We start from the raw sequence: 24,405 nt of genomic DNA, 5'->3' as shown, positions 1-24,405 counted from the left end.
TGGCGAACTAGCCCCTGTGGACAATCTCATCATTGATCCACCGGAACCACACCGTTCCTCCCCGCGGTCTCAACGTTTTCTCCACACTTTTATATGCAACGCAACATGTTGAAATTTCATACGAGAACACGCTTATCCACAAAAACTATCCCCAGTAGTAATAACAACATCAGTCAAGAACTTCTCTTTATTGTTATGTAGGCAGTGGGTCATGTCGCGAGGCCGGTCCCGGGTGGCTTGTTCACCCGCCGGTTCGGCTCGAGCAAGAGTTATCCCCAGCCGTCTGGGCCGGACTGGCAGGGGCGAACACCCTGAAACCTGCTTTCTGGCCCGCGAAAAGATTGCACCCAAGGCTTGAAATCACTAAAATATCCGGTCTTGAGCCGAATACCCCCGGGGGCCCGAGCGGATTCCGGGAGCCTCTGGATGTCTATCCGTTCCAAAAAACCACTGTGGGATTAACGAGTTATGAAGCGCACATTCCAACCGAGCGTTCTCAAGCGCAAGCGCGCGCACGGCTTCCGTGCTCGCATGGCCACCAAAAACGGCCGCGCCGTTCTGGCACGTCGCCGTGCCAAGGGCCGCAAGCGCCTGAGCGCCTAAGCGCAGGTCCTTCGTGGCCTGTCTGACCTTTCCCCGGCAATGCCGCTTGCTGACTGCCGGGGACTACCGCCAGGTGTTCGATGGGGCGGTCTACAAGGTTCACGGCAAGGGCCTGATGGCGTTGGCGATTCCCAATGACTTGGGACACCCTCGCCTGGGCCTGGTCTTCAGCAAGAAGAACGTACGCCGGGCCGTCGATCGCAATCGACTGAAACGACTGGCTCGTGAGTCCGTTCGGCATGCACAGCATCGACTTCCCGCCGTGGATATCGTCTTGCTGGCCAGGCGTGGCGTCAACGAGGTCGACAACGACACCGTGCTGCGCCAGCTGTTCGGCATGTGGCGTCGTCTCGAGCGCGAGGCCGAGAAGTCGACTCGTCCCTCGCGGACATCGACGACACCTCGCCACGCGAGTGACACCCGGGGTGACACTCGGTCACAGCCGAAGCAAAGCCGTAACTAGCAGCAAGAGGCTCTTCAATGCCGAACACACTTCGTCCGAGCATGAACGAGTCCCTCTTCCGGCCCCTTGACGTCACCTCTCGCGACGCGGAACGTTTCCGTACGAATACTGGCCTGCCTCCGGCAGGCTTTCGTGTATCTCATGTAGGCGTCTCGCGTGGCGCCATCGGCATGTTCACTTCCCTTCGGGCAGACCCTTCATGGACGTAAAACGACTACTCCTGCTGATCCCCCTGGCGGTGCTCGCCTACCTGATCATGGTGCAGTGGAACCAGGACTACGGTCAGCCGCCCAGCACCCCGGATGCTCCGGCGATCACCAGCAACGCGACCTCAAACGGTGCCGACGCCTCCACGTCGGAAGGCCTGGCGGCACCCAGCTCGGCCAATGATGTCGGCAGCGAGCTGCCCGGCAGCAGCGAGCCCGCTGCCAACAGTCGAGATCTCATTGCGGTCATCACCGACGTCCTCGACGTGCGTATCGACCCCCAGGGTGGCGACATCGTCTACGCCGCCCTCCCCCAGCACCTGATGAGCCAGGATGGGGATCGGCCCTACGTGCTGCTGTCCAACAACAGCACCCTGAGCTACGTCGCTCGCTCTGGACTGCAGCTTGACGGCAACAGCGGACGTATCGCCTTCTCGCCCGAGAAGACCGAGTACCGCCTGGCCGACGGCCAGGACAGCCTGCAGGTGGACATGACCGCCACCGTCAATGGCATCGATATCGTCAAGCGTTTCACCTTCAGTCGTGACGACTACGCAGTCGACGTCAGCTACCTGCTTGCCAACGCTGGCGAGGAGCCGGTCAGCGCACGCTTCATCGGCCAACTGGCCCGCGACAACAACCCGGATCCGTCCACTGGCCCCAAGATGGGCATGCGCTCCTTCCTCGGCGCGGCGTACTCCTCACCGGAGAACCGCTACGAGAAGATCGACTTCGAGGACATCCAGGCAGGCAACTTCCAGAACCGCGAGGTCGAGGGCGGCTGGGTCGCGATCATCCAGCACTACTTCACCTCCGCCTGGGTACCGCCGCAGCAGCAGGACAACCTGTTCTACGCCGCCACCGACAGTCAGGACCGCAACGTCGCCGCCTTCGCCGGCCAGGCCCAGACCCTGGCGCCGGGAGCCGACGCCACCCTGGGTGCCACCCTCTACATGGGCCCCAAGGTGCAGGAGCGGCTTGAGGCCGTGGCACCGAACCTGGAGCTGACCGTCGACTTCGGCTGGCTGTGGTTCATCGCCAATCCGCTGTTCTGGCTGCTCGATCACATCCACGATCTGATCGGCAACTGGGGCTGGTCCATCGTCATCCTGACCATCATGGTCAAGGCTGCCCTGTGGCCGCTGTCTGCCAAGGCCTACAAGTCCATGGCACGTATGCGCAAGCTGGGCCCGGAAATGCAGCGTCTCAAGGAACGCTTCGGCGACGACCGCCAGAAGATGTCCCAGGAGATGATGAAGTTCTACCAGAAGGAAAAGATCAATCCGCTGGGCGGCTGTCTGCCGATCCTGATACAGATGCCGGTGTTCATCGCGCTGTACTGGATGCTGCTGGAGTCCGTGGAACTGCGTCACGCTCCCTTCATGCTGTGGATCCAGGACCTGTCGGTGAAGGACCCCTACTTCGTCCTGCCGATCCTGATGGGCGCCTCCATGTTCGTTCAGCAGATGCTCAACCCGACGCCTCCGGACCCGATGCAGGCGAAGATCATGAAGATGCTGCCGATCGTCTTCACCTTCTTCTTCCTGTGGTTCCCGGCCGGTCTGGTCATCTACTGGGTGTGCAACAACTGCATCTCGATCATTCAGCAGTACGTGATCACCCGCAAGATCGAGGAAGACCCCAGCGTCGGCAAGGGCATGAACACCAAGTAAGTCCTCATGCATGACGCTTCCAGACCCCCGCTTCGGCGGGGGTCTGGCGTTTCAGGGCCCGCACCTCTGGCCACAGCCGTTGGTCACACCAGCCGGACTGGCAAAGCCAGGCGCTGCGCCTGACAATACGCCCGATCATCAAGGAGTCTGACCATGACCACGCCTCTCTACACCCAGGACAGCATCTGCGCCCTCGCCACGCCGCCGGGTCGGGGCGGCGTCGGCATCATACGCGTCTCGGGGCCCGCCTGTGGCGCGATTGCCAGCGCCATGCTGGGCCAGGTACCGGAAGCGCGCCAGGCCTTCTACGGACCGTTCAGGGGCGATAACGGGGTAATCGATGAAGGCATCGCGCTGTTTTTCGAAGGGCCACACTCCTTCACCGGCGAAGACGTGCTGGAACTTCAGGGTCACGGCGGCCCGGTGATCATGGACATGCTGCTCGAGCGCTGTGTGGCGCTGGGGGCACGGCTGGCCCGCCCGGGTGAGTTCTCCGAGCGCGCCTTTCTCAATGACAAGCTCGACCTGGCCCAGGCCGAGGCCATCGCCGATCTGATCGACGCCAGCTCCCGTGGCGCCGCCGAAAATGCCTTGCGCTCCTTGCAGGGCGAGTTCTCCACCCGCGTGCAGTCGCTGGTCCAGGGCCTGATCGAGCTGCGCATGTACGTCGAGGCGGCCATCGACTTCCCCGAGGAGGAGATCGACTTCCTCGCCGATGGCCATGTCGCGGCCAAGCTTGGCGCGCTCATGACGGAGCTCGCCGAGGTGCGTCGCAGTGCCGGCCAGGGCGCGCTGATGCGCGAAGGCATGAGCGTGGTCATCGCCGGACGGCCCAATGCCGGCAAGTCGAGCCTGCTCAATGCGCTGACCGAACAGGACACCGCCATCGTCACCGATATCGAGGGCACCACCCGGGACGTGTTGCGAGAACATATCCATCTGGACGGCATGCCGCTGCACATCATCGACACCGCCGGCCTGCGCGATACCCCCGACGCGGTGGAAAAGATCGGCGTGGCCCGCGCCTGGAGCGAAATCGAGAAGGCCGACCGGGTCCTGCTGCTGGTGGACGCCACCACCACCGAGGCCACCGACCCCATGGCCATCTGGCCGGAATTCGTCGAGCGCCTGCCGGACGCCTCACGCTTGACCCTGGTGCGCAACAAGGTGGACCAGAGCGGTGAAGCACCGGGACTCGATTTATCCACAACACCTCCTACGCTGCGGCTCTCCGCCAGATCACGTCAGGGTGTGGATAACCTCAAGTCTCACCTCAAGGAGATCATGGGCTTTCAGTCCACCACCGAAGGCCGCTTCTCGGCTCGGCGTCGTCACCTGGACGCGCTCGACCGCGCTCGCGAGGCCCTCGACAACGGCCATGCACAACTCGAAGGCTATGGCGCGGGCGAGCTGCTGGCCGAGGACCTGCGTGATGCCCAGCAGGCGCTGGGGGAGATCACCGGCGAGTTCAGCGCCGACGATCTGTTGGGTGAGATCTTCGGCAGCTTCTGTATCGGCAAGTGAATGCCTGAAAATGCATAAAAGCCTTTAAAGCAGACGCTCTACCGATAGCGAGCACTTACCCACGTTCATGCGCCAGCGATCGCCTCGCCATCCCTTCGGTGACGGCGAAGCCACGCCTGGCGCCGACATGGGGCGCCTTAGGCGTCCGCCATCACTGGTGCCAGGCATCCGCCCCCCGGCCGGCCGCACCGAGGGCTCGTCCAGGGCATCTGTCATACCCGCTACACTGTGGGCAATGCCCCCTTGCCCACAGGAGTCCCCATGAAAGTCCTTCCCCTGGTTGTCGCAATGGCGCTAGGCAGCGTCTCGCTTTCCGCCCTGGCGGACTGGCAGCTGTCCGGTGACGATTCACGCCTGTGGTTCGGCTCGGTGAAAAACCAGAGCATAGGTGAGACCCACCACCTGGACGGTCTGTCCGGCGGTATCGACGATAACGGCAAGGTCACCATCGAGGTGGCCACCGAATCGCTGGACACGGGCATCGATATCCGTGATGAACGGATGCTCGAGCACCTGCTGGCCGCGGCCAGCTTCGCGATCTCGGCCCAGGTCGATACCTCCAGCTTCGATTCACTTGGCGTAGGCGAGACCCTGGCGACCAGTATCCCGGTCGATATCAGTCTCGGCTCGGCGTCGACCGAGCAGGAGGCCCAGGTACTGGTGGCAAGACTCGCCGACACACGCTGGCTGGTGGTATCGGATCAGCCGGTATGGCTAAGCGCAGAATCGCTGGGCTTCGAGGACGGCATCGCCGCCTTGCAGGAAATCGCCGGCCTCTCATCCATCGACCGAACCTCACCGGTGGGCTTTCGCTTGATGTTCGAGGCACCATGACCCGATTGGCGTCTGGCCAGATCACCGACGACCAGGCGCTACTCCTCGACCCACCAGCGCTGGTCGTGGCGCGCTGCGTCACCGAGCAGCGGCAGCCAGTCAGCGATGGCGGCCTGCATGCTGTCGCTGACACCCCAGGGCGGGTTGGCCACCAGCATCCCGCTGCCGTACATGCCGTGACTCGCCCCACCCGGGGGGTGCAGCATGACCTCGCTGCGCCATAGCTTGCGCACACCGCTGGCTCGCAGCCTGTCCAACAGCTCCTGGTGGCGCCCGGCAGGCAGCAGTGGATACCACAGCAGCAGCACCGCGTGTCGGACCTTGCCGAGGGCATGAATCATGGTTTCGGCGACCTCCTGGTACTCCGACTTGCGCTCGAAACTCGGGTCGACCAGCACGCACAGCCGCGGTGTCTTTACCGGGAGCAGTGACCTGAGCCCGGCCAGGCCATCGCCATGCACGCGTCGAATATTCGCCTGCTGCCCTTCGCCTGCCAGTGACTGCCGGGCCAGGTGGCCGTGCTCACCCGGGTGCAACTCGAACAGGGTCAATCGGTCCTGATCACGCAGCCGATGACCCAGCCACCAGGGCGAGCCCGGGTAGTGGGTCAATTGCTGTGGGCGCGGCTGGACGGAGTCGATCGCCTCAAGCCAGGTCGTCAGCAGTGGATTCTGCGCGCCCGCCTTGCCCGTCTCGGTGCGGCTGTCCCACAAGCGCTTGACGCCCGTCTGGTACTCCTTGAGCCGCGCGGTTTCTTCAGCCGCCAACGGATAGCTTCCTCGCCCGGCGTGAGTATCTATAAACGTAATGGCACTATTTTTACGTAATAGATGATCGATCGTGGCGTAAAGCCACAAGTGTTTATGAACGTCGGCGAAATTGCCGGCATGATAGGCGTGCTGATAGGAAAGCATGGATGGTAGGACCTGGTCGTGGGGCGAAAATCGTTCGCCGAGTCGATGGCGTTACGATAACAGCAAGTAGGGGTCTGCGTGCAGACGTATGGACTCATGACAGACATTGGGCTTTGTCCGAGTAGGTACGCTGTACCCCCACGAACCCGAGCCGTTGAACATCATGGAGCCATCGCCAGTTATCGCTGTGACCAAGGTTGAGGCAGCAGCAGGGCTTGGGCGAGACCAGGCCAGACCAGGAGAAATCTAGCGAGTCCTGGAGAGATCTAGGCGCTGTCCGAAAAGTCGACGAGCGAAGGTTAGACAAGGCAAAAATCGGTGAGAAAGCGCAGTTTACGGGGTGTAAATGAGCATTTTGATCCGATTTTTAACGCCGTATTACCGAGCGCAGGCACTTTTCAGACAAGCCCTAGCGGGTCCTGGAGAGACCGGGCAGGAATGAAGAGAAAGGCAGGTATCGAAAAGGCCCGCGCCTCTGTCGAGAGGTGCGGGCCTTGCCGTTGCAGTCGCTGCAACGTCGCGACTTCAGCTACGGGCTATCGACGCAAGCGAGAGAACCCCATCGAGGTGGGCCTCCCTCATACAGGTCAGGCAGCCGAGTCGCCTTACCCCTGCTGGCCGGTCGGCGTCAGGGTAATCTCGACGCGACGGTTCTGGGCACGACCTTCTTCGGTGTTGTTGCTGGCGATCGGCTGGTTTTCACCGTAGCCGCTCACATACAGACGACCGGAGGCGACACCCTGCCCCTGGAGAATAGAGAAGCCCACCGAGGGGCAGGCCTCCCTCTTACAGGTCAGGCAGCCGAGTCGCCTTACCCCTGCTGGCCGGTCGGCGTCAGAGTAATCTCGACGCGACGATTCTGGGCGCGACCTTCTTCGGTGTTGTTGCTGGCGATCGGCTGGTTTTCACCGTAGCCGCTCACGTACAGACGTCGGGAGGCGACACCCTGCCCCTGGAGAATAGAGAAGCCCGCCGAGGGGCAGGCCTCCCTCATACAGGTCAGGCAGCCGAGTCGACTTACCCCTGCTGGCCGGTCGGCGTCAGGGTAATCTCGACGCGACGGTTCTGGGCACGACCTTCTTCGGTGTTGTTGCTGGCGATCGGCTGGTTTTCACCGTAGCCGCTCACGTACAGACGGCCGGAGGCGACACCCTGCCCCTGGAGGTAGCTACCCACTGACTGAGCACGACGCTCGGACAGACGCTGATTGTAGCTGGCGTCGCCGGTAGAGTCGGTGTGGCCGGCGATATTGACGCGGGTTTCCGGATACTGGGTCAGCACGTTGGCCACGTCGTTGAGGGCGCTGGTGGCGCCGCCGGTCAGGTCGGCGGAGTCGAAGCCGAAGGTCACGCTACTCGGCATGTTGAGCACGATGTTGTCACCCTGGCGCTCCACGTCGATCCCGGTACCCTGCATGCTCTGACGCAGCTGTTCTTCCTGGCGATCCATATAGACACCGATGCCACCGCCCACGGCGGCGCCCGCAGCGGCACCAATCAAGGCACGGTCACGTTTGCTGGTGCTGCCGTCGCCACTGATGGCGCCGGCTGCGGCACCGACGGCGGCACCCACAGCGGCGCCAATGCCGGTGTTGTTGCGATCGGTCTGGCCAGTATTAGGATCCGTTGTGGAGCAGCCAGCCAGAATCACGGCGGCTGCCAGCGGGGCGATCAGTCGAGTCTTGCTGCTCATGGCGTCAACGTCTCCTTCCATGTGGTACATCATCCCTTTCAGTCTTCGCTGAACAGGGTCAAAAGGTCGTTCAAGAATAATAGACCTTGCGCAGAAGCTTGAACCCTGGCGGCGTCTTGCACAATAAGTCCCTTTTCACGCGCCTTGTCGATCTTTGGCGACAACTCTGCCACAGAGCGTCCTGTGTGTGCACACCAGGTATCCAGCGATACCCCGTCGACCAGTCTCAGTGCGTTCATCGCGAATTCCAGCGCCACCTCGTCGGGCTTCACCCGCCGATGACCGGCCACGAAACCCCGTGGGTCCCGATGTCGCCGCAGGTAAGCCTCGGGCTGGCGAGTCTTCCAGCGACGCTCGATGTGGAAGCCCGACTCGCCCGGCTGGCTGATCTTGCCGTGGGCACCGGCGCCGATCCCCAGATAGTCGCCGAAGCGCCAGTAGTTGAGGTTGTGACGCGCCCGACGCCCGGGCTTCGAGTAGGCCGAGATCTCATAGCGTTGAAACCCTGCCGCCTCGAGACGCTCGTGGCCCAGGTCCTGGATATCCCACAGCACCTCTTCTTCCGGTAGCCGCGGTGGCTTGGCATGAAACTCGGTATTGGGCTCCAGCGTCAGCTGATACCAGGACAGGTGTTCCGGCGCCAGCGTGATGGCCCGCTCCAGGTCGGCAAGCGCGAGCTCCGGGGTCTGCCCCGGCAAGCCATGCATCAAGTCCAGATTGAGATTGTCGAATCCGGCTCGGCGAGCCTCATCGAAGGCGCGCTCGGCGTCCTCGCCGCCATGGATACGACCCAGCGCCGAAAGCTGTTCGTCGTGAAAACTCTGGACGCCAAGCGACAGCCGGTTGATGCCGGCACGGCGATAGTCGGCAAAGCGGCCACGCTCCAGCGTCCCCGGGTTGGCTTCCAGCGTAATTTCGATATCCGAGGCGAAAGGCACCAGCTGGCTCGCCGTATCCAGCAATCGGCGATAGAAATCTCCAGACATCAGACTCGGCGTGCCGCCGCCGATGAAGATGCTGACCAGCTCGCGTCCGTCGGCAAGCCTGGCATCGCTGCGCAGGTCGTCGATCAAAGCCGCCAGATAGGCCTGTTCGGGGAGTTCGGCGCCACGCCCGACACCGTGGGAATTGAAGTCACAGTAGGGACACTTGCGCACGCACCAGGGCACATGGACATAGAGCGCCAGCGGCGGAAGACGAGACACCATCACGAACTCGACCGACGCTCGAGTTCGAGCAGCAGCGCCGAGAGGGCGCGACCGCGATGACTCAGTCGGTTCTTCTCCGCCGCGCCGAGTTCAGCGGCGCTGGCGCCCTGATCCGGCAGCCAGAACAGTGGGTCATAGCCAAAGCCGCCCTCACCGCGCGGATGGGCCAGGATCTCGCCACGCCAGTCGGCCTGGACGATCAGTGGGACTGGATCCTCGGGATGCTCGAGCAGCACCAGCACGCACCAGTAGCTGGCACCACGACTCCCCTCGGGCACCTCGGCCATGGCCTCGAGCAACTTGTCGTTATTGCGACCGTCGTCCTTGGGTTCACCGGCAAAGCGGGCGGAATAGATACCGGGGCGACCATCGAGTGCATCCACGGCGAGCCCGGAGTCGTCGGCCAGCGCCGGCAGGCCGCTGATACGGCTGGCTTCCCTCGCCTTGAGCAGTGCATTTTCGACAAAGGTCAGTCCCGTTTCCTCGACCTCGGGAACGGCAAACTCCGACTGGGCGTGAACCTTGATGCCCAGTGGCGCCAGCAGCGCGCCCAGTTCCTTGAGCTTGCCGGCGTTTCCACTGGCCAGCACCAGTTCGGTAAGTTGACTCATGGCGTCGCTCTTGATGGGTAGTTCGATAGATGACACGTCGGCACTATGCCGGCATGTTTGCCTATACTCTATCATGCGCGGTTTGAATGCCGTTTAAGCACAAAGTTGGAAAAAAGATTCAAAAAATACCGGGAAACTGTCCGAAAATTCGCTATTTTCTAGGACCAAGGTATGAAATATTTCGGTACAACCGTGTATTAAGCCTAACTTTACTGTGCAGTAGTTACAGAACCTTACAAAATGAATGAAATAGGCCCATAATGGTCACCACTTACTAGTCATACCCATCCCTGTCAGCAGGCGTCTGCGGGTGCACGGAGACACGACGATGAGCAACAACACAGGACAGATAGTGCTGGTGACTGACCACAACCCTCAGTCACTGCTCTTCATCAACTATATCAAGGACCAATTCCACTGCCCTGTCTCCATCGCCGCCCCCGCCGACACCATCGAAATCGATGACAGTCAGCAGGTGCTGGTATTGATGGACGCCGACCACGTCGACGACGCCGCCATGCAGCATTGGCAGGACGTCAGCGCACGCCACAGCGGCCTGTTGCTCACCGCCTTCAACCTGCGTGACGAAGAACATGCGCTGGAGGTGCTGTCCTTCATGCACCTGCGAGGAGTTTTCTATCGTCAGGACAGCCTCGACAGTATCTGCAAGGGCATCGCCAAGCTGTTCGAGACCGACGATCTGTGGATGTCGCGCTCGCTGATGACTCGCCTGATCGAGTTCTCCCGCCGCCAGCAGCTCAATGCCTATCGACCGGCCTGTGGCCTGACCCAGCGCGAGATGGAGATCATCGGCCTGCTGGGCTCCGGCGCCTCCAACATGGAAATTGCCGAACGCCTGTGCGTCAGCGAACACACCGTAAAGTCTCACCTGTACAACGTGTTCAAGAAGATTCGCGTCAGCAATCGCCTGCAGGCGGTCAACTGGGCACGCCAGAATCTCGGCGCGCCGCCACCTCGACGCTCCACCGCGACACGCTAAGGCTCGACGACCGAGCCCTGGAACTACGGGGGCACAGACGCCTTTCGGCCGAGATCGAGCAATGGAATGAAGCAACTGCATCGACAACACACATGCAGCCAACAAGGACGCCGGCATCGCCGGCGTCCTTGTTGGTGGAGAAAGATACCTGGCTGGTCTCTTACAGCACGCGAATGTGCTCTTCGATCAGGCTGGCCAACGTCTCCGCCGCGTTGTCGGCCGTGCTGTCCAGCCGCACCAGGTGCAGGCGTTCCTCGTCGGTGAAGTCTTCGAAGGCGTCCTGCTGTGCCGCCAGCACCGCCAGGCTCAACGATTCGTCCCGCTCATTGCGCACCGCGCGTTTGCTGATGCGACGTCTTAGCGTCTCGTCGTCGGCCTCGAAGCTTACCAGCAGCACCGGCAGTCCCCTCGCCTCGGCCTGCCAGCGCAGCAGCTCGCGCTGCTTGCGCTCGAGGAAGGTTCCGTCGACACAGACCATGTAACCGGCGTCCAGCAGGATCCCGGCGCAGGCGGCCAGGCGCTGGTAGGTCTTGTCGGTGGCCTCGCGGGTATAGATATCCACAGGCAGATCGTCACTACCCTGTTGTGGATTGAATCCATGCAGCACCAGGCGCTGAACATCTGAGCTCAGTCGCACCGCACCCTGGCGTCCCACCAGGGTACGGGTGAAGCGGCTCTTGCCGCTGCCCGACACCCCGACGCCGATCACCAGCGGCGGAAAGCGGAACTCCGCGTGGCGCTCCGCCAGGGTCAGGTAGCGGCGGAAACTGTTCATGGTCTCGGCCATCAGCGACGGACGCTCCTGGCCGCTCACCTGGCGACGCTGCAGCGCACGGCGCATGCCCGCCATGGACTCGATGACCTGCAACAGTGACAGGATCCGTGCCAGCTCGTAGTCGCCACTGCGACGTAGATAGCCATCCAGAGCCTGATGGGAGAGCGTCATCTCGCCACGCAGTTCGAGTTCCACCCTGAGACTCGCCAGGTCATGGCCGGGATCTGCCATCTCGGGATAGTCGAAGGGCTTGGGATCCTGGGCGGCACTCTGGGCGACTACCAGACGCCCGTTGTCACACAGACGTACATCGGAGTACTCCATGTACCAACGGCTGGGACGCAGGCGATCCTTGCGCACCTCGATGATCGGAGCGAGACGATCGAATTCCTGATCCAGCCACACCTTGAGGGCATCCAGGCGCTCGACGTCCTCGTCCCCGGTCAGCAGTGATCGACAGGCCGAGAACTCGGCCTCGCTGCGGTGCTTGAGCACCGTCAGCGGTTCCGGCAAATCGCTCTCCGGCGGCAACGGCTCGGCGTGAAACTCGGCCAGCGCGTCCAGCAGTTCTTCCAGGGTAAATGGCTCCAGCGCGGTGTCCGGCGAAGCGGCGTCATTGCCAGTCATGGTCGGCTCCTGTCAGGCCTGGGTCGTCATCTGGGCGAAGGCTTTCTCGGCAGCGTCCAGGGTCACCTGGATATCCTCCGGCGTGTGTGCACTGGACATGAAGCCAGCCTCGTAGGCTGACGGCGCCAGGTAGACTCCCTGCTCGAGCATGGCGGTGAAGAAACGGCGGAAGGCATCGGCGTCACAGGCGGTGGCCTGGGCAAAGTTCTCGACGCTGCTCTGGGCGGTGAAGAATACCCCGAACATCCCTCCCACGCGCTGGGTGATCATGTCGATACCAGCCTCGCGTGCCCGGCTTTCAAGCCCGTTGCACAGGGTCTCGACACGCTGCGCCAGGGCCTTGTGAAAGCCCGGCTCTTTCAGCTTGGTCAGCAGTGCCACCCCCGCCGCCATGGCCAGCGGATTACCGGCCAGGGTGCCGGCCTGGTACACCGGCCCCAGCGGCGATAGTTCGCTCATGATCTCGCGGCTGCCACCGAAGGCACCCACCGGCATGCCGCCACCGACGATCTTGCCGAGACAGGTCAGATCTGGGGTCACGCCAAAGTGTGCCTGGGCGCCGCCCAGGGCGACACGGAAACCGGTCATCACCTCGTCGAAGATCAGCACGCTCTGGTGGCGGTCACAGACCTGACGCAGGGTCTTGAGGAAGTCGGCACTCGGCGGGATGCAGTTCATGTTGCCGGCCACCGGCTCGACGATGATGCAGGCGATCTGACTGCCGATCTCCTCGAAACAGCGCTCCACCTCGTCGATGTCATTGTAGGACAGCGTGATGGTATGTTCGGCCAGAGCGGCAGGCACCCCGGGAGAACTGGGCTCACCGTGAGTCAGCGCGCCGGACCCCGCCTTGACCAGCAGCGAATCGCTGTGGCCATGGTAGTTGCCCTCGAACTTGACGATCTTGTCCCGCCCGGTGTAGCCACGGGCCAGGCGAATCGCCGACATGGTCGCCTCGGTGCCCGAGTTGGTCATGCGCACCATCTCGATGCTCGGAATGATCTCGCAGATCAGCTCCGCCATGGTGGTCTCGACCGCGGTCGGGGTACCGAAGGACAGGCCCTTGTCGAGGCGCTCGCGCACCGCGCCCAGAACGTCGGGATCGGCATGGCCGGTGATCATCGGTCCCCAGGAGCCCACGTAGTCGACGTAGCGCTTGCCTTCGACATCGAAAAGGTAGGCGCCCTTTGCGCTCTCCATGAACACCGGCGGACGATGCAGCCCCTTGAACGCGCGCACCGGTGAGTTGACGCCACCGGGAATATGCCGACAGGCCTGTTCGAAGAGCTCAGCGGATGTGGTCATGGCAACCTCTTTGCCCAAAAGTGAAATTCAATCATCGATGCCACAGACATCGATTCAGCGCGACACCGCCTGTGGATAACCCTGTGGAGGGCATGGGATAACCCGGTGAATTGGGCGCCAATACCTTCCAACAGGGGCTGATCGGGGTCTCTCATGCCGACTGCCGTGTCGCCATCATACCTTGACCTCGTCCGGCGAAAAGCGCGGCGTCGGCATTTTCCACAGCCGGCGAGGCAACGACTGCCCCTGGCCGGGCGTCCAGCCATGGGCCAGCGCCTGCCAGGCAAACACCTGAGCCTGCTCACAAGCCTGCACCAGACTTTCTCCCGCCGCCAGTCGCGTAGCCACGGCAGCGGCCAGGGTACAACCGGAACCATGAAAGGTCGCCGGCAAGCGGGGCCAGGTCCACTGACGATCGCTGTCCGGAGTATGCAGGGTATGGGCGACGCGCCCCTTGGCCGTCTGGCCCTGGGGATCATCGGTGCCGGTCACCAGCACCGCCTGGCAGCCCTGGTGCATCAGACTGACACAGCGCTCGGTATCATCCTGGTAGTCGAGCCCGGCCAGGCGTGCCAGTTCGCCGCGATTGGGGGTCAGGATATCGACCCTCGGCAGCAGACGCTCGAAGTAGGCGTCGATCAGCTCCTGGGTCGCAAGCGGTGATCCGCCCCCCGCCTTGAGCACCGGATCGGCAACCACCGGCACACCGGGCCGGCGGCGCACCACATCGACCACCGCGTCCAGCGCCTCGAGGTCGGCGATCAAACCGATCTTGATCGCCGCGATCGGCAGGCTCTCCAGCGCTGCGGCCGCCTGGCGAATGGTCGAGGCCGGCACCGGGTGAACCGCCTGGACGTCGACGAGGTCCTGTACCGTCAGTGCGGTAGGCACGGTCAGCGCCCAGCCTCCGCAGGCGGCCACGCTCTCGGCGTCGGCCACCAGGCCGGCACCGCCGGTCGGGTCATGCCCGGCCAGCACCAGCACCATCGGCAGGTGGGGCGAAGTCGAAGGACTCAGGCTATTCAAAAGGGTTTCACCACGGCCAGGATCACGATAGCCACCAGTGCCAGCACCGGCAGTTCATTGAACACACGAAAGAAGGTGGCACTGCGACGGCAACGATCCTCGGCCAGCTGCTTCAGGTAGATCAGGCAGACATGGTGATAGGCCACCAGCGCCACCACCAGCGCCAGCTTGGCGTGCAGCCAGCCCTGGCTCATCAGGGCCGGGTTCAACCACACCAGCAGGGCCCCCAGCAGCAATACCGCCACCATCGAAGGTGTCATGATGCCGCGATAGAGCTTGCGTTCCATCACCATGAAGGTATCCATGCTGGCGTACTCGCCCTTGTCCCGGGCCATGGCGTGGTACACGTAGAGCCGTGGCAGATAGAACATGGCGGCGAACCAGGTCACGATCGACATCAGGTGAAAGGCTTTTATCCACAGATACATGGCGACTCCTCAGGCTGTGGATGGATCAGACAGGCGGTAGTACCGCTCAATGGCATCCCGGGTGATGATACCGGAAATTCGCTTCTGCTTCGGTCGATAGCCGTGTTCCACGTAGAGTCCATCCACCTTGCTTTCGTTCAGCACGTTCAGCGCCTCGGTCAGGGTCGCCTGCAGGTGGATGGCCACCAGGTCCAGTCGCTGGCCGGGGATTTCCAGCAGGTCCAGCAACGCCTCCTTGTCTTCATCGGGGCTGGACGCCGCTGGTGACACCGGCGGTGGCGAGCGATCGACGTTCTTGCCCGCGATGACATCCGCCTGGCCACCGGGGGCGCCCCCCTTGTCCATCAACACGTCCATGGCAGCATTGTCGTCGCTGGCTTCGCGCTGATCTTCCGGCGCCGCCTGCGCCGCCTTGTGTTCCTGTTTCTCCCGCTGTTCCTGCTGTTGCTCCTGCTGCTCGAGCAGATAGCGCGCCAGGTCGGCCGCCTTCAGCGCCAGGGTCGGCTTGTCGTCGGTGGAACGTTCGATGATGATCCACACCGGTTTGGCCTCGAGCAATGCGCGAGCCTGGGTCTCCGAGATCCGTCGCCTGGTGCGCACCAGGCTGCGCTCCATCACCGCCGGCACCGACACCCGCGACAACGCCTGCATCAACGGTTGCTGGAGGGGGTGCAAGCCATGGCGCTTGACGCTGATAAAGAAGCCGTCACAGCGACACAGCTGGCGCGCGGTCAGGCAGGACACCACCACCGCCAGCATGCCCGGCAACAGAATATGCGGCATATGGGTCAGTTCGAGCAGCGCCATCAGCGCCGCCAGCGGCGCCTGCAATACCGCCCCCATCATCGCCGCCATGCCGATCATCGCGAATAGCCCAGGGTCTGCGGCCTTGTCCGGCCACATCCAGCCCCCGGCAATGCCGAACAGCGCCCCGGCGGCCGCGCCCACCACCAGCACCGGGCCGATGATGCTCACCGGCACCCCGCAGCCTACCGCGAAGGCAGTCAGCAGCAGCTTGCCCAGCACCAGCGCCATCAGAATATCCAGCGTCAAACGATTGAACAGCGCATCGGACAGGCTGTCGTAGCCGATGCCCTGGACCTGGGGGTAGCACCAGGCCAATAGCGCCGCCAGGGCACCGACCAGTGCCAGGCGCCACCACAGCGGCAGGCTGGCGATGCGCTCCGAGCGCGAGACATGGATGAACAGACCCGCCAGCAGACCGATACCGAAGGCCATGGCGGCGATCCAGTAGATATTGAACAGCGAGCCCATGGACAGATCGGGAACCGCGAAGGCTGGGTCGGCGCCATAGACCAGCTGGGAGACCAGGGCTCCCATGCAGGCCGCCAGGATGACCGGCATGAAGCCAACGATGGTGTATTCCATCATCACCACCTCCATGGCGAAGATGACCCCGGCGATGGGCGTATTGAAGGAGGCGGCGATACCTGCCGCGGTGCCGCAGGCCACCAGCACCCGCAGGCTGTTGTGGGGCAGGCGCAGCAGTTGGCCGAGGCCACTGGAGGCGGCGGCGCCCAGGTGGATCGCCGGGCCTTCGCGCCCGGCGGACAGCCCCCCGACCACCGACACCACCCCCACCCACCACTGGTTCAACCAGTTGCGCAGCGGAAAGCGGCCCTGGTGATAGGTCAGGCGTTCGATCACATGGCTGACGCCGATCTTGCGGGCGGCCAGTGGCTGACGCCACAGCAGCACACCAATCACCGTCACCGCGATGATCGGCAGCACCATGCGCAGGCCGGTAGACAACTGCTCGAAGGCTTCGGGATCGTCGTAGGGCATCACCAGCATGGCGCCGACCATCAACGCCAGCCGGAAGACCACCATCAGACTGCCGGTGATCAGCCCCGTCACCACCCCCAGCACGCACAGTTGCGGCAGGGCGTCGACGCTCGCCAGCTGGCGACGGAAGGCATCAAGACTGAGATCGGGCAGGCGCATGGAGGTGTGGGTCGCTTCCTTGAGAGCGAAGGGTCGAGTCCCTGACGCAAGATGAAAGGCAGGCTTACCTTAGGTGACTATCTCTTGTGTATCATAGAACGTGACTTGGCACCCAGGCCGCCGTCATCGTCGTCTCTCGGAACCCCCATCGCCTGGCCCGAGAATCTCCAGGCAGGCCTGTGGCCAGGCCATTCGGCTCGCCTTGCGGGCGGCCACATTTCCATGGCAATGCGCTGAAACAGCAAAGTGCAAAGGAGCGTTACGTGATCAAGGTTGGAATCGTCGGCGGCACCGGCTACACCGGCGTCGAACTGCTCAGGCTGCTGGCGCGCCACCCCGAGGTGGAGGTGGACGCGATCACCTCACGAAGCGAAGCCGGCCTCGGCGTGGCCGAACTCTATCCCAACCTGCGAGGTCACTACGACGAGCTGCGCTTTTCCGAGCCTGACCCGGAGCGCCTGGCGCGCTGCGATGCGGTGTTCTTCGCCACGCCCCACGGCGTCGCCCACGCGCTGGCCGGCGATCTGCTGGAGCGAGGCACCCGGGTGATCGATCTGTCAGCCGACTTCCGCCTGCGCGACGCCGGCGTCTGGGCCGACTGGTACGGCCAGCCTCACGGCGCCCCGGGTCTGCTCGAGGAAGCCGTCTACGGCCTGCCCGAGGTCAGCCGCGATCAGATTCGCCAGGCCCGCCTGATCGCCGTCCCCGGCTGCTATCCCACCGCGGTGCAGCTTGGCTTTCTGCCGCTGCTGGAAGCCGGGCTGATCGACGCCGACCACCTGATCGCCGACTGCAAGTCCGGCGTCACCGGTGCCGGCCGTGGCGCCAAGGTGCCCTCGCTGCTGGCCGAGGCCAGTGAATCGATGAAGGCCTACGGCGCCTCCGGCCATCGTCATCTGCCGGAAATTCGCCAGGGGCTCGGCGACGCCGCAGGGGGTGAGGTCGGGCTGACCTTCGTGCCCCACCTGACGCCGATGATCCGCGGCATCCATGCCACCCTGTACGGGCGCCTGACCGGCGACCCCGGTGATCTCCAGCGCCTGTTCGAAGACCGCTTCGCCAACGAGCCCTTCGTCGACGTGATGCCCGCCGGTAGCCATCCCGAGACCCGTAGCGTCAAGGGCGCCAACCTTTGCCGCATCGCCGTACATCGCCCCGGCAACAGCGACACCGTGGTGGTGCTGGCCGTCATCGACAACCTGGTCAAGGGCGCCTCCGGCCAGGCCATCCACGCCCTCAATCTGATGTTCGACTTCGACGAGACCGCCGGTCTCGACGCCCCAGCGATGATGCCCTGAGGCCCATCCCCCCGCTTGCTGCGGGGGAATGTCGACGTAACAGGCACCTTACCTCCGAGGAAAAGTTGACCCTTTTACTCTGGCTTGGGGATAATGACCGATGCGGTCGACGTCGGCTGATCCGCGACATCGACCGCTTTGACCCTGTTTCTCGACCCCGGGAGCTCTCATGAGCGGTGCCGAATCCTTTGTCCCCACCCCGCTACTGCTGTCCGACAACGCCCAGCGCCGACTCAAGGCATTGATGGCCGAAGACGGCGCCAGCAACATCGCCCTGCGCGTCTATGTCACGGGAGGCGGCTGCTCGGGATTTCAGTACGGCTTCGACGTGGCCGACGGCGTCAACGACGACGACACCGAGATTCCCTTCGGCGATGTCGCGTTGGTGGTCGACCCGCTGTCCTACCAGTACCTGGTCGGCTCCACCATCGACTATGAAGAAGGCCTGGCCGGCGCGCGCTTTCTGGTGCAGAACCCCAACGCCACCACCACCTGTGGTTGCGGCGCCTCCTTTATGGTGTAGCGACCTTGCTGCGCGTCAGCCGACGCGACAGCAACACGCCTCTCCAGACAGCGCTTGATGCAGCCCTTGATGTCACCCTCGACGCAGCCTCCCGGCTGCGTCTTGCGTTGTGTCGTGGCGCCACCAGCGTTGGCCCAGCGGATTCTCCCCCAACTTGACCCCTTCCCCGCAACTCGCCATGGTAGTTGAGGATTTCACAATAACGTCAACTGGGGAAAATCATGAAAACCGCCCTTACTTCTGCCGCTCTTACCTCCGCCCTGCTCGCCTTCGGTGTCATCGGCAGCGCCCAGGCCGAGACCCTGAACGTGGCCACCGACCCGAGCTTCGTGCCGTTCGAGATGATGGACCAGGAATCCGGCGAAATGGTCGGCTTCGACATGGACATCATTGCCGAGCTGGCCGAACGTGCCGGTTTCGAATACGAACTGCGCACCATGGACTTCAACGGCATCATTCCCGCCGTCCAGACCGGTAACGTCGACATCGCCATCGCCGGTATCACCATCACCGACGAACGTGCCGAGATCGTCGACTTCTCCGACCCATACTACGACAGCGGTCTGAAGATCCTGGTCAACGCCGACGAAGAAGGCGTCAGCGAGATCGATGACCTGTCCGGTATGCGTATCGGCACCAAGATCGGCTCCACCAGCTATGACTTCCTCCAGGAAAACCTGGGCGAGGACGCCGAGATCACCCCCTATCCGGGCACCAGCGACATGTACATGGCCCTGCTCGGCGGCAGCGTCGATGCCGCCTTCTACGACGCCCCCAACGTCGGCTACTTCTCCCAGACCCGTGGCGAAGGCAAGGTCAAGGTCGTTGGTCCGCTGTACGAAGGCCAGCAGTACGGCATCGTCTTCGTCAAGGGCAGCGAGTGGGTAGAGCCGGTCAACGAGGCCCTGGCGGCGATGAAGGAAGACGGCACCTACGACGAGATCCACGCCAAGTGGTTTGGTTCCACCAGCGAGTGATCGCAGTCCATAGCGACCTGGGCAACCGACCTGGGATTCATGGGGGCCGGTACACGACCGGCCCCCTTGGTGTTACCCGGACGTCACCCCGAGGCACTGTCTCGACCCCGGCATCAAGGCCTCTCGCCTTGTCCTGATTTCACGTGCATGACGGAGACCCACTCGTGGACGTCAACTTCCAATTCGACTGGTCGGCGGCGCTGTCCTCCATCCCCCAGCTGCTGACCGGCATCCCCTATACCCTGCTGATTTCCTTCGGCGGTCTGGCCATCGGCTTTGTCATCGGCATCATCTTCGGCCTGTTGCGCATTTCCCCGAGCGCCTGGCTGCGTGTTCCCGCCGTGGCCTACATCGAAATCTTCCGCGGCACCCCGGTACTGGTGCAGGTGCTGTTCATCTTCTATGGCCTGCCGAGCATCCTTGGTGGCCCCATCGACGCGGTCACCGCAGGTATCGCTGCCATCGCCGTCAACTCCGGCGCCTACATCTCGGAGATCGTGCGCGGTGGTGTGCAGTCCATCGAGCGCGGCCAGCGCGAGGCCGGCCTGTCGCTGGGCCTGTCCCGCCGCCAGACCTTCCGCTACATCATCTGGCCCCAGTCCTTCCGCCGTATGATCCCGGCGCTGGGCAACCAGGCCATCATCAGCATCAAGGACACCTCGCTGTTCGCCGTCATCGGCGTGGGCGAGCTGGTGCGCCAGGGCCAGATCTACATCGCCACCACCTTCACCGCCCTGGAGGTCTATCTGATGGTGGCGCTGCTCTATCTTGCCATCACCCTTTCCTTGTCCTTCGCCCTGCGCATGCTCGAGCGCAAGGGCCTGGTGGGCCAGTGAGGTGCAACATTCCATGGAAAATTCCGACATGAACCCAGCCTCTCACGCCCAGGGCGAGCCCATCGTCCGTATCGATAAACTCAACAAGCACTTCGGCTCGCTCCACGTGCTCAAGAACATCGACCTTGAGGTGGCCCAGGGCGAAGTGGTGGTCGTCATCGGCGCCAGTGGCTCCGGCAAGTCGACCCTGATCCGCTGCGTCAATGGCCTGGAAGAATTCCAGCAGGGCGCCCTCAGGGTCGACGGCAACGACCTCAAGCCCGACGGCAAGGCCAGCCAGGCGCTGCAGACCATCCGCACCGAGGTCGGCATGGTGTTCCAGCAGTTCAACCTGTTCCCTCACCTCAGCGTGCGTGACAACGTCACCCTGGCCCCGATGAAGGTGCGCGGCGAAAGCCGTGACAAGGCCGAGGCCACCGCGGAACGGCTGCTCGATCGGGTCGGCATCAAGGACCAGGCCGACAAGTACCCGACCCAGCTCTCCGGCGGTCAGCAGCAACGCGTGGCGCTGGCCCGCGCACTGGCCATGGAACCCCGTCTGATGCTGTTCGACGAGCCCACCTCGGCGCTGGACCCGGAGATGATCGGTGAGGTGCTCGACGCCATGCGTGAGCTCGCCAGAGAAGGCATGACGATGATGATCGTGACCCACGAGATGGGCTTCGCCCGGGAGGTCGCCGACCGCGTGATCTACATCCACAAGGGTGAGATCGTCGAGCAGGGCAAGCCCGAAGACGTCTTCGACAATCCGCAGAATGAACGTACCCAGAGCTTCCTGGCGCGGGTGCTCAAGCACTGAAAAACCGCCCGTTCGAGCCTCTGAAACGCCCTGTCGAGTGATCGACAGGGCGTTTTTTTGGCTTTTTGGGGCTGTGGACAAGATTTTTCACATTTGGCTGCGAAGCCCACTGCCACGGGGGCTGTGGGCAAGTCGGCGAGTTGTTCACCGTCGCGGTGACAACTGCCCCCGAGCTCGGTGGATAACTGGTGGAAGCCGAGCCTTGTGGGCAAGTCATGATTGTGTCCACAGGCAGATAACACGCCATCAAACGTTGGTACGTCCCTTGTCCAACAAAGGATCAACATTGTATCTATTTGTTTTTTGTAGATTTAAATGGTTTTTCCACAGAAAGTGTCCACACCAGTAGTTACAACCACTACAGAACTTCCTTTCTTATTCTTTTATTTTTTTATAGGTAGGTAAGTGAAGCTCCTGCCTGACGGACGGGGTGTGGAAAACCCTGACGTTTACCCACAGGAGGGTTTATACTGGCCGGCTATTTTTCGTACGAACCCAATATCCAGACCGCTGGCGCGCTGCGCCGAACGAGGTGAACCTTGGAGTATCCCGACCGCTTTGACGTCATCGTCATCGGCGGTGGCCATGCTGGAACGGAAGCTGCCCTGGCCTCTGCCCGCATGGGTTGCCAGACCCTGCTGTTGACCCACAACATCGAGACCCTGGGCCAGATGTCCTGCAATCCCGCCATCGGCGGGATCGGCAAGAGTCATCTGGTCAAGGAAATCGACGCCCTCGGCGGCGCCATGGGATTGGCGACGGACCTGGGCGGGATCCAGTTTCGCGTGCTCAACGCCCGCAAGGGCCCCGCGGTACGGGCGACCCGTGCCCAGGCCGATCGTGTGCGCTACAAGGCCGCGATTCGTGGCATGCTGGAAAACCAGCCGAACCTGACGCTGTTCCAGCAGGCCGCCGGCGACCTGATCGTCGACCAGGACACCGTGCGCGGCGTGGTCACCGAGACCGGACTGCGATTCCTGGCCGAAACCGTGGTGCTGTGCACCGGCACCTTCCTCGGCGGGGTGATCCACATCGGGCTGGACAACAGCCGTGGTGGTCGTGCCGGGGATCCGCCCTCCAACGCCCTGGCCGAGCGTCTGCGCGCCTTGCCGTTTCGGGTCGATCGCCTGAAGACCGGCACCCCGCCGCGCATCGATGCCAAGAGCGTCGACTTCTCGCGCCTCGAGGAGCAGCCGGGCGACAGTCCGACTCCGGTGATGTCCTACCTGGGATCGCGGGACATGCATCCGCGCCAGGTCAGCTGCCATATCGCCCATACCAACGAGCGCACCCACGAGATCATCTTCGACAATCTCGATCGCTCGCCGATGTTCTCCGGGGTGATCGAAGGGGTCGGGCCGCGCTACTGCCCGTCCATCGAGGACAAGGTCCACCGCTTCGCCGACAAGACCAGCCACCAGGTGTTCGTCGAGCCGGAGGGTCTGGATACCCATGAGCTATACCCAAATGGTATTTCGACCTCCTTGCCCTTCGACGTGCAGCTCAAGGTGGTGCGCTCCATCGAAGGTCTCGAGCGGGCCCATATCACCCGTCCGGGCTACGCCATCGAGTACGACTTCTTCGATCCGCGGGACCTGAAGCACTCGCTGGAAACCAAATTTATCCACAACCTGTTTTTCGCCGGCCAGATCAACGGCACCACCGGCTACGAGGAAGCGGGGGCCCAGGGCCTGCTCGCCGGGCTCAACGCCGCGCGTCGCGCCAAGGCGCTCGACGCCTGGTGTCCGCGCCGCGACGAGGCCTACCTCGGGGTGCTGGTGGATGACCTGATCACCCTGGGCACCAAGGAGCCCTACCGGATGTTCACCTCCCGCGCTGAGTACCGGCTGTTGCTGCGTGAGGACAACGCCGACATGCGCCTGACCGAACACGGTCGCGCACTGGGGCTGGTGGACGATGAGCGCTGGGCACGGTTCAGCGACAAGCGTGAAGCGGTGGAGCGCGAGAGCGCCCGGCTCAAGGCGACCTGGGTGCAGCCCGGGACCGATGCCGCCGCCGACATCGAGCGAATCACCGGCAAGCCGCTGGCCCGCGAGTACAGCCTGATGGACCTGCTCAAGCGCCCGGAACTCGGCTATGCCGACGTGGCTGCGGCCAAGGGTGAGCCGGTGAGCGACGAGACGGTCGCCGAACAGGTCCAGATCCAGGCCAAGTACCAGGGCTACATCGATCGTCAGCAGGACGAGATCGACAAGCTCAAGCGTCACGAGTCCATGGCCCTGCCGACCGATCTCGACTACAGCCGAGTCGAGGGGCTGTCCCACGAGATTCGCCAGAAGCTCGCCGAGGCGCGCCCGGAGACCCTGGCCCAGGCCGGGCGGATCAGCGGGGTGACCCCGGCGGCAGTATCGATCCTGCTGATTCACCTCAAGAAACGCCGGTTGCTCGATGATCGCGAGGTAGCCAGCGGATGAGTCAGGCGATGTCCCCGGCCCTGCAGCAGCGACTGCACGAGCGCTTGAGCGAGGGCCTTGCCGCCCTCGAGATCACGGCCACCGCCGCCCAGCTTGACCAGCTTCTGGCCCTGGTGGGTCTGTTGCACAAGTGGAACCGGGCCTATAACCTCACGGCGGTACGCGATCCGCTGGACATGGTCTCTCGCCACGTGCTCGACAGCGCCGCGGTGCTGCCCTGGGTCAAGGGCCCACGGGTGCTCGACGTGGGTGCGGGGCCTGGCCTGCCCGGCCTGGTGCTGGCGATCCTCAACCCCGAGCTCGACGTCAGTCTGCTCGACAGCAACGGCAAGAAGGTACGCTTTCAGCGTCAGGCGGTGATGGAGCTTGGGCTTGCCCGGGTGACCCCGATCCAGGCGCGAGTGGAAGCCTATACCCCGGCCGAAGGCGGGTTCGATCAACTGATCTCGCGGGCCTTTGCCAGCCTCGAGGACTTCGTCGAGCTGACCCGGCCGCTGCTGGCGCCCCACGGCCAGTGGCTGGCGATGAAGGGGCCGGCGGTGGACGGCGAGCTCGAACGCCTGGAGGACGACGTGCGCTGTGTCTCGCGCCATGCGTTGAGGGTGCCGTACGAGTCAGCGGGTCGAGAACTGGTTATGCTGGAACCCGAGGCCGGGGGCCGCTAGGCTCGGGCTTGGGGTTCG

At 63.3% G+C, this 24,405-nt stretch carries 22 protein-coding genes and 2 pseudogenes; 13 read left to right on the top strand and 11 right to left on the bottom strand.

The features are described from left to right. Positions 1–468: 468 nt before the first annotated feature. The 5 genes from rpmH to NKF27_RS21125 all read left to right on the top strand — a co-directional run bounded on the left by rpmH (position 469) and on the right by NKF27_RS21125 (position 5,303). A complete protein-coding gene (gene rpmH, locus NKF27_RS21145; protein ID WP_008959105.1) occupies positions 469–603 on the top strand; it encodes a 50S ribosomal protein L34 in 135 nt (44 codons plus the stop codon). A gap of 13 nt (positions 604–616) precedes the next feature. Next, positions 617–1,066 (top strand): ribonuclease P protein component, encoded by a 450-nt coding sequence (gene rnpA / locus NKF27_RS21140; protein ID WP_083970680.1) that lies wholly within the window; start codon positions 617–619, stop codon positions 1,064–1,066. A gap of 199 nt (positions 1,067–1,265) precedes the next feature. Continuing rightward, positions 1,266–2,945: a membrane protein insertase YidC gene (gene yidC, locus NKF27_RS21135; RefSeq protein WP_108131947.1), complete on the top strand. Its 1,680-nt coding sequence runs from the start codon at positions 1,266–1,268 to the stop codon at positions 2,943–2,945. A gap of 153 nt (positions 2,946–3,098) precedes the next feature. After that, a complete protein-coding gene (mnmE, locus tag NKF27_RS21130; RefSeq protein ID WP_213229459.1) occupies positions 3,099–4,469 on the top strand; it encodes a tRNA uridine-5-carboxymethylaminomethyl(34) synthesis GTPase MnmE in 1,371 nt (456 codons plus the stop codon). Between the two features lie 261 nt (positions 4,470–4,730). Further along, entirely contained in the window at positions 4,731–5,303 is a 573-nt protein-coding gene (locus tag NKF27_RS21125; protein ID WP_253554788.1) for a YceI family protein, read from the top strand. Positions 5,304–5,341: 38 nt separating this feature from the next. On the opposite strand, the gene NKF27_RS21120 is transcribed toward NKF27_RS21125, so the two are convergent. From NKF27_RS21120 to rdgB, 6 genes and pseudogenes are all read right to left on the bottom strand, one after another. Beyond that, the gene (locus tag NKF27_RS21120; protein WP_253554786.1) at positions 5,342–6,217 is read right to left on the bottom strand and encodes a 23S rRNA (adenine(2030)-N(6))-methyltransferase RlmJ; all 876 of its coding nucleotides are present in this window, start codon (positions 6,215–6,217) and stop codon (positions 5,342–5,344) included. Positions 6,218–6,822: 605 nt separating this feature from the next. Then, positions 6,823–6,972, bottom strand: a pseudogene (locus NKF27_RS21115) (flagellar motor protein MotB); the annotation flags it as partial. A 56-nt stretch (positions 6,973–7,028) separates the two neighbouring features. Then, a pseudogene (locus tag NKF27_RS21110) lies at positions 7,029–7,163 on the bottom strand (flagellar motor protein MotB); the annotation flags it as partial. Between the two features lie 71 nt (positions 7,164–7,234). Then, positions 7,235–7,909 (bottom strand): OmpA family protein, encoded by a 675-nt coding sequence (locus NKF27_RS21105; RefSeq protein WP_253554784.1) that lies wholly within the window; start codon positions 7,907–7,909, stop codon positions 7,235–7,237. 38 nt (positions 7,910–7,947) lie between these two features. Beyond that, positions 7,948–9,117: a radical SAM family heme chaperone HemW gene (hemW, locus tag NKF27_RS21100; RefSeq protein WP_253554782.1), complete on the bottom strand. Its 1,170-nt coding sequence runs from the start codon at positions 9,115–9,117 to the stop codon at positions 7,948–7,950. After that, on the bottom strand, positions 9,117–9,728 hold the full coding sequence (rdgB, locus tag NKF27_RS21095; protein ID WP_045992730.1) for an RdgB/HAM1 family non-canonical purine NTP pyrophosphatase: 612 nt from the start codon (positions 9,726–9,728) through the stop codon (positions 9,117–9,119). The genes hemW and rdgB overlap by 1 nt, the downstream gene beginning before the upstream one ends. Before the next feature lie 328 nt (positions 9,729–10,056). Between rdgB and NKF27_RS21090 the strand changes: the two genes are divergently transcribed. After that, positions 10,057–10,728, top strand: coding sequence for a LuxR C-terminal-related transcriptional regulator (locus tag NKF27_RS21090; RefSeq protein WP_045992729.1), 672 nt, complete (start codon positions 10,057–10,059; stop codon positions 10,726–10,728). A gap of 160 nt (positions 10,729–10,888) precedes the next feature. Here NKF27_RS21090 and NKF27_RS21085 read toward each other — a convergent pair whose 3' ends face one another. From NKF27_RS21085 to NKF27_RS21065, 5 genes are all read right to left on the bottom strand, one after another. Continuing rightward, positions 10,889–12,130 (bottom strand): bifunctional aminoglycoside phosphotransferase/ATP-binding protein, encoded by a 1,242-nt coding sequence (locus NKF27_RS21085; RefSeq protein WP_045992728.1) that lies wholly within the window; start codon positions 12,128–12,130, stop codon positions 10,889–10,891. A gap of 12 nt (positions 12,131–12,142) precedes the next feature. Then, the gene (hemL, locus tag NKF27_RS21080) at positions 12,143–13,435 is read right to left on the bottom strand and encodes a glutamate-1-semialdehyde 2,1-aminomutase (RefSeq protein ID WP_213229470.1); all 1,293 of its coding nucleotides are present in this window, start codon (positions 13,433–13,435) and stop codon (positions 12,143–12,145) included. A gap of 174 nt (positions 13,436–13,609) precedes the next feature. Then, positions 13,610–14,422, bottom strand: coding sequence for a hydroxymethylpyrimidine/phosphomethylpyrimidine kinase (locus NKF27_RS21075; RefSeq protein ID WP_213229534.1), 813 nt, complete (start codon positions 14,420–14,422; stop codon positions 13,610–13,612). A 35-nt stretch (positions 14,423–14,457) separates the two neighbouring features. Next, positions 14,458–14,889: a protoporphyrinogen oxidase HemJ gene (gene hemJ, locus NKF27_RS21070; RefSeq protein ID WP_045992725.1), complete on the bottom strand. Its 432-nt coding sequence runs from the start codon at positions 14,887–14,889 to the stop codon at positions 14,458–14,460. A gap of 9 nt (positions 14,890–14,898) precedes the next feature. Further along, the gene (locus NKF27_RS21065) at positions 14,899–16,854 is read right to left on the bottom strand and encodes a chloride channel protein (RefSeq protein ID WP_253554780.1); all 1,956 of its coding nucleotides are present in this window, start codon (positions 16,852–16,854) and stop codon (positions 14,899–14,901) included. A gap of 263 nt (positions 16,855–17,117) precedes the next feature. Between NKF27_RS21065 and argC the strand changes: the two genes are divergently transcribed. The 7 genes from argC to rsmG all read left to right on the top strand — a co-directional run bounded on the left by argC (position 17,118) and on the right by rsmG (position 24,387). Beyond that, a complete protein-coding gene (argC, locus tag NKF27_RS21060) occupies positions 17,118–18,152 on the top strand; it encodes an N-acetyl-gamma-glutamyl-phosphate reductase (RefSeq protein WP_045992723.1) in 1,035 nt (344 codons plus the stop codon). Between the two features lie 169 nt (positions 18,153–18,321). Continuing rightward, the gene (erpA, locus tag NKF27_RS21055) at positions 18,322–18,675 is read left to right on the top strand and encodes an iron-sulfur cluster insertion protein ErpA (RefSeq protein ID WP_108131956.1); all 354 of its coding nucleotides are present in this window, start codon (positions 18,322–18,324) and stop codon (positions 18,673–18,675) included. A 221-nt stretch (positions 18,676–18,896) separates the two neighbouring features. After that, positions 18,897–19,652: a transporter substrate-binding domain-containing protein gene (locus tag NKF27_RS21050; RefSeq protein ID WP_108131957.1), complete on the top strand. Its 756-nt coding sequence runs from the start codon at positions 18,897–18,899 to the stop codon at positions 19,650–19,652. A gap of 164 nt (positions 19,653–19,816) precedes the next feature. Next, the gene (locus NKF27_RS21045; RefSeq protein ID WP_045992720.1) at positions 19,817–20,488 is read left to right on the top strand and encodes an amino acid ABC transporter permease; all 672 of its coding nucleotides are present in this window, start codon (positions 19,817–19,819) and stop codon (positions 20,486–20,488) included. A gap of 28 nt (positions 20,489–20,516) precedes the next feature. Continuing rightward, positions 20,517–21,287: an amino acid ABC transporter ATP-binding protein gene (locus NKF27_RS21040; protein WP_124804532.1), complete on the top strand. Its 771-nt coding sequence runs from the start codon at positions 20,517–20,519 to the stop codon at positions 21,285–21,287. 539 nt (positions 21,288–21,826) lie between these two features. Then, positions 21,827–23,722, top strand: a complete 1,896-nt coding sequence (mnmG, locus tag NKF27_RS21035) for a tRNA uridine-5-carboxymethylaminomethyl(34) synthesis enzyme MnmG (protein ID WP_045992718.1) — start codon at positions 21,827–21,829, stop codon at positions 23,720–23,722. Between the two features lie 8 nt (positions 23,723–23,730). Further along, entirely contained in the window at positions 23,731–24,387 is a 657-nt protein-coding gene (gene rsmG, locus NKF27_RS21030) for a 16S rRNA (guanine(527)-N(7))-methyltransferase RsmG (RefSeq protein WP_231498560.1), read from the top strand. Positions 24,388–24,405: the final 18 nt, after the last annotated feature.

The organism is Halomonas sp. DN3 (assembly GCF_024137905.1).
GTDB classification, from domain to species: domain Bacteria; phylum Pseudomonadota; class Gammaproteobacteria; order Pseudomonadales; family Halomonadaceae; genus Halomonas; species Halomonas litopenaei.
Note: the sequence above shows the minus strand (reverse complement) of the source record. Positions and strands in the feature narration are given on the sequence as shown.

Bases quoted from the DNA above. Each gene is read 5' to 3' on its own strand.
- NKF27_RS21090 (WP_045992729.1), top strand. From the start codon at position 10,057: ATGAGCAACAACACAGGACAGATAGTGCTGGTGACTGACCACAACCCT.
- hemL (WP_213229470.1), bottom strand. From the start codon at position 13,435: ATGACCACATCCGCTGAGCTCTTCGAACAGGCCTGTCGGCATATTCCC.
- NKF27_RS21040 (WP_124804532.1), top strand. From the start codon at position 20,517: ATGAACCCAGCCTCTCACGCCCAGGGCGAGCCCATCGTCCGTATCGAT.
- hemJ (WP_045992725.1), bottom strand. From the start codon at position 14,889: ATGTATCTGTGGATAAAAGCCTTTCACCTGATGTCGATCGTGACCTGG.
- yidC (WP_108131947.1), top strand. From the start codon at position 1,266: ATGGACGTAAAACGACTACTCCTGCTGATCCCCCTGGCGGTGCTCGCC.
- NKF27_RS21075 (WP_213229534.1), bottom strand. From the start codon at position 14,422: ATGGTGCTGGTGCTGGCCGGGCATGACCCGACCGGCGGTGCCGGCCTG.
- rsmG (WP_231498560.1), top strand. From the start codon at position 23,731: ATGTCCCCGGCCCTGCAGCAGCGACTGCACGAGCGCTTGAGCGAGGGC.
- NKF27_RS21085 (WP_045992728.1), bottom strand. From the start codon at position 12,130: ATGACTGGCAATGACGCCGCTTCGCCGGACACCGCGCTGGAGCCATTT.
- NKF27_RS21120 (WP_253554786.1), bottom strand. From the start codon at position 6,217: ATGCTTTCCTATCAGCACGCCTATCATGCCGGCAATTTCGCCGACGTT.
- NKF27_RS21125 (WP_253554788.1), top strand. From the start codon at position 4,731: ATGAAAGTCCTTCCCCTGGTTGTCGCAATGGCGCTAGGCAGCGTCTCG.
- erpA (WP_108131956.1), top strand. From the start codon at position 18,322: ATGAGCGGTGCCGAATCCTTTGTCCCCACCCCGCTACTGCTGTCCGAC.
- mnmE (WP_213229459.1), top strand. From the start codon at position 3,099: ATGACCACGCCTCTCTACACCCAGGACAGCATCTGCGCCCTCGCCACG.
- NKF27_RS21050 (WP_108131957.1), top strand. From the start codon at position 18,897: ATGAAAACCGCCCTTACTTCTGCCGCTCTTACCTCCGCCCTGCTCGCC.
- rpmH (WP_008959105.1), top strand. From the start codon at position 469: ATGAAGCGCACATTCCAACCGAGCGTTCTCAAGCGCAAGCGCGCGCAC.
- NKF27_RS21105 (WP_253554784.1), bottom strand. From the start codon at position 7,909: ATGAGCAGCAAGACTCGACTGATCGCCCCGCTGGCAGCCGCCGTGATT.
- NKF27_RS21065 (WP_253554780.1), bottom strand. From the start codon at position 16,854: ATGCGCCTGCCCGATCTCAGTCTTGATGCCTTCCGTCGCCAGCTGGCG.
- hemW (WP_253554782.1), bottom strand. From the start codon at position 9,117: ATGGTGTCTCGTCTTCCGCCGCTGGCGCTCTATGTCCATGTGCCCTGG.
- rdgB (WP_045992730.1), bottom strand. From the start codon at position 9,728: ATGAGTCAACTTACCGAACTGGTGCTGGCCAGTGGAAACGCCGGCAAG.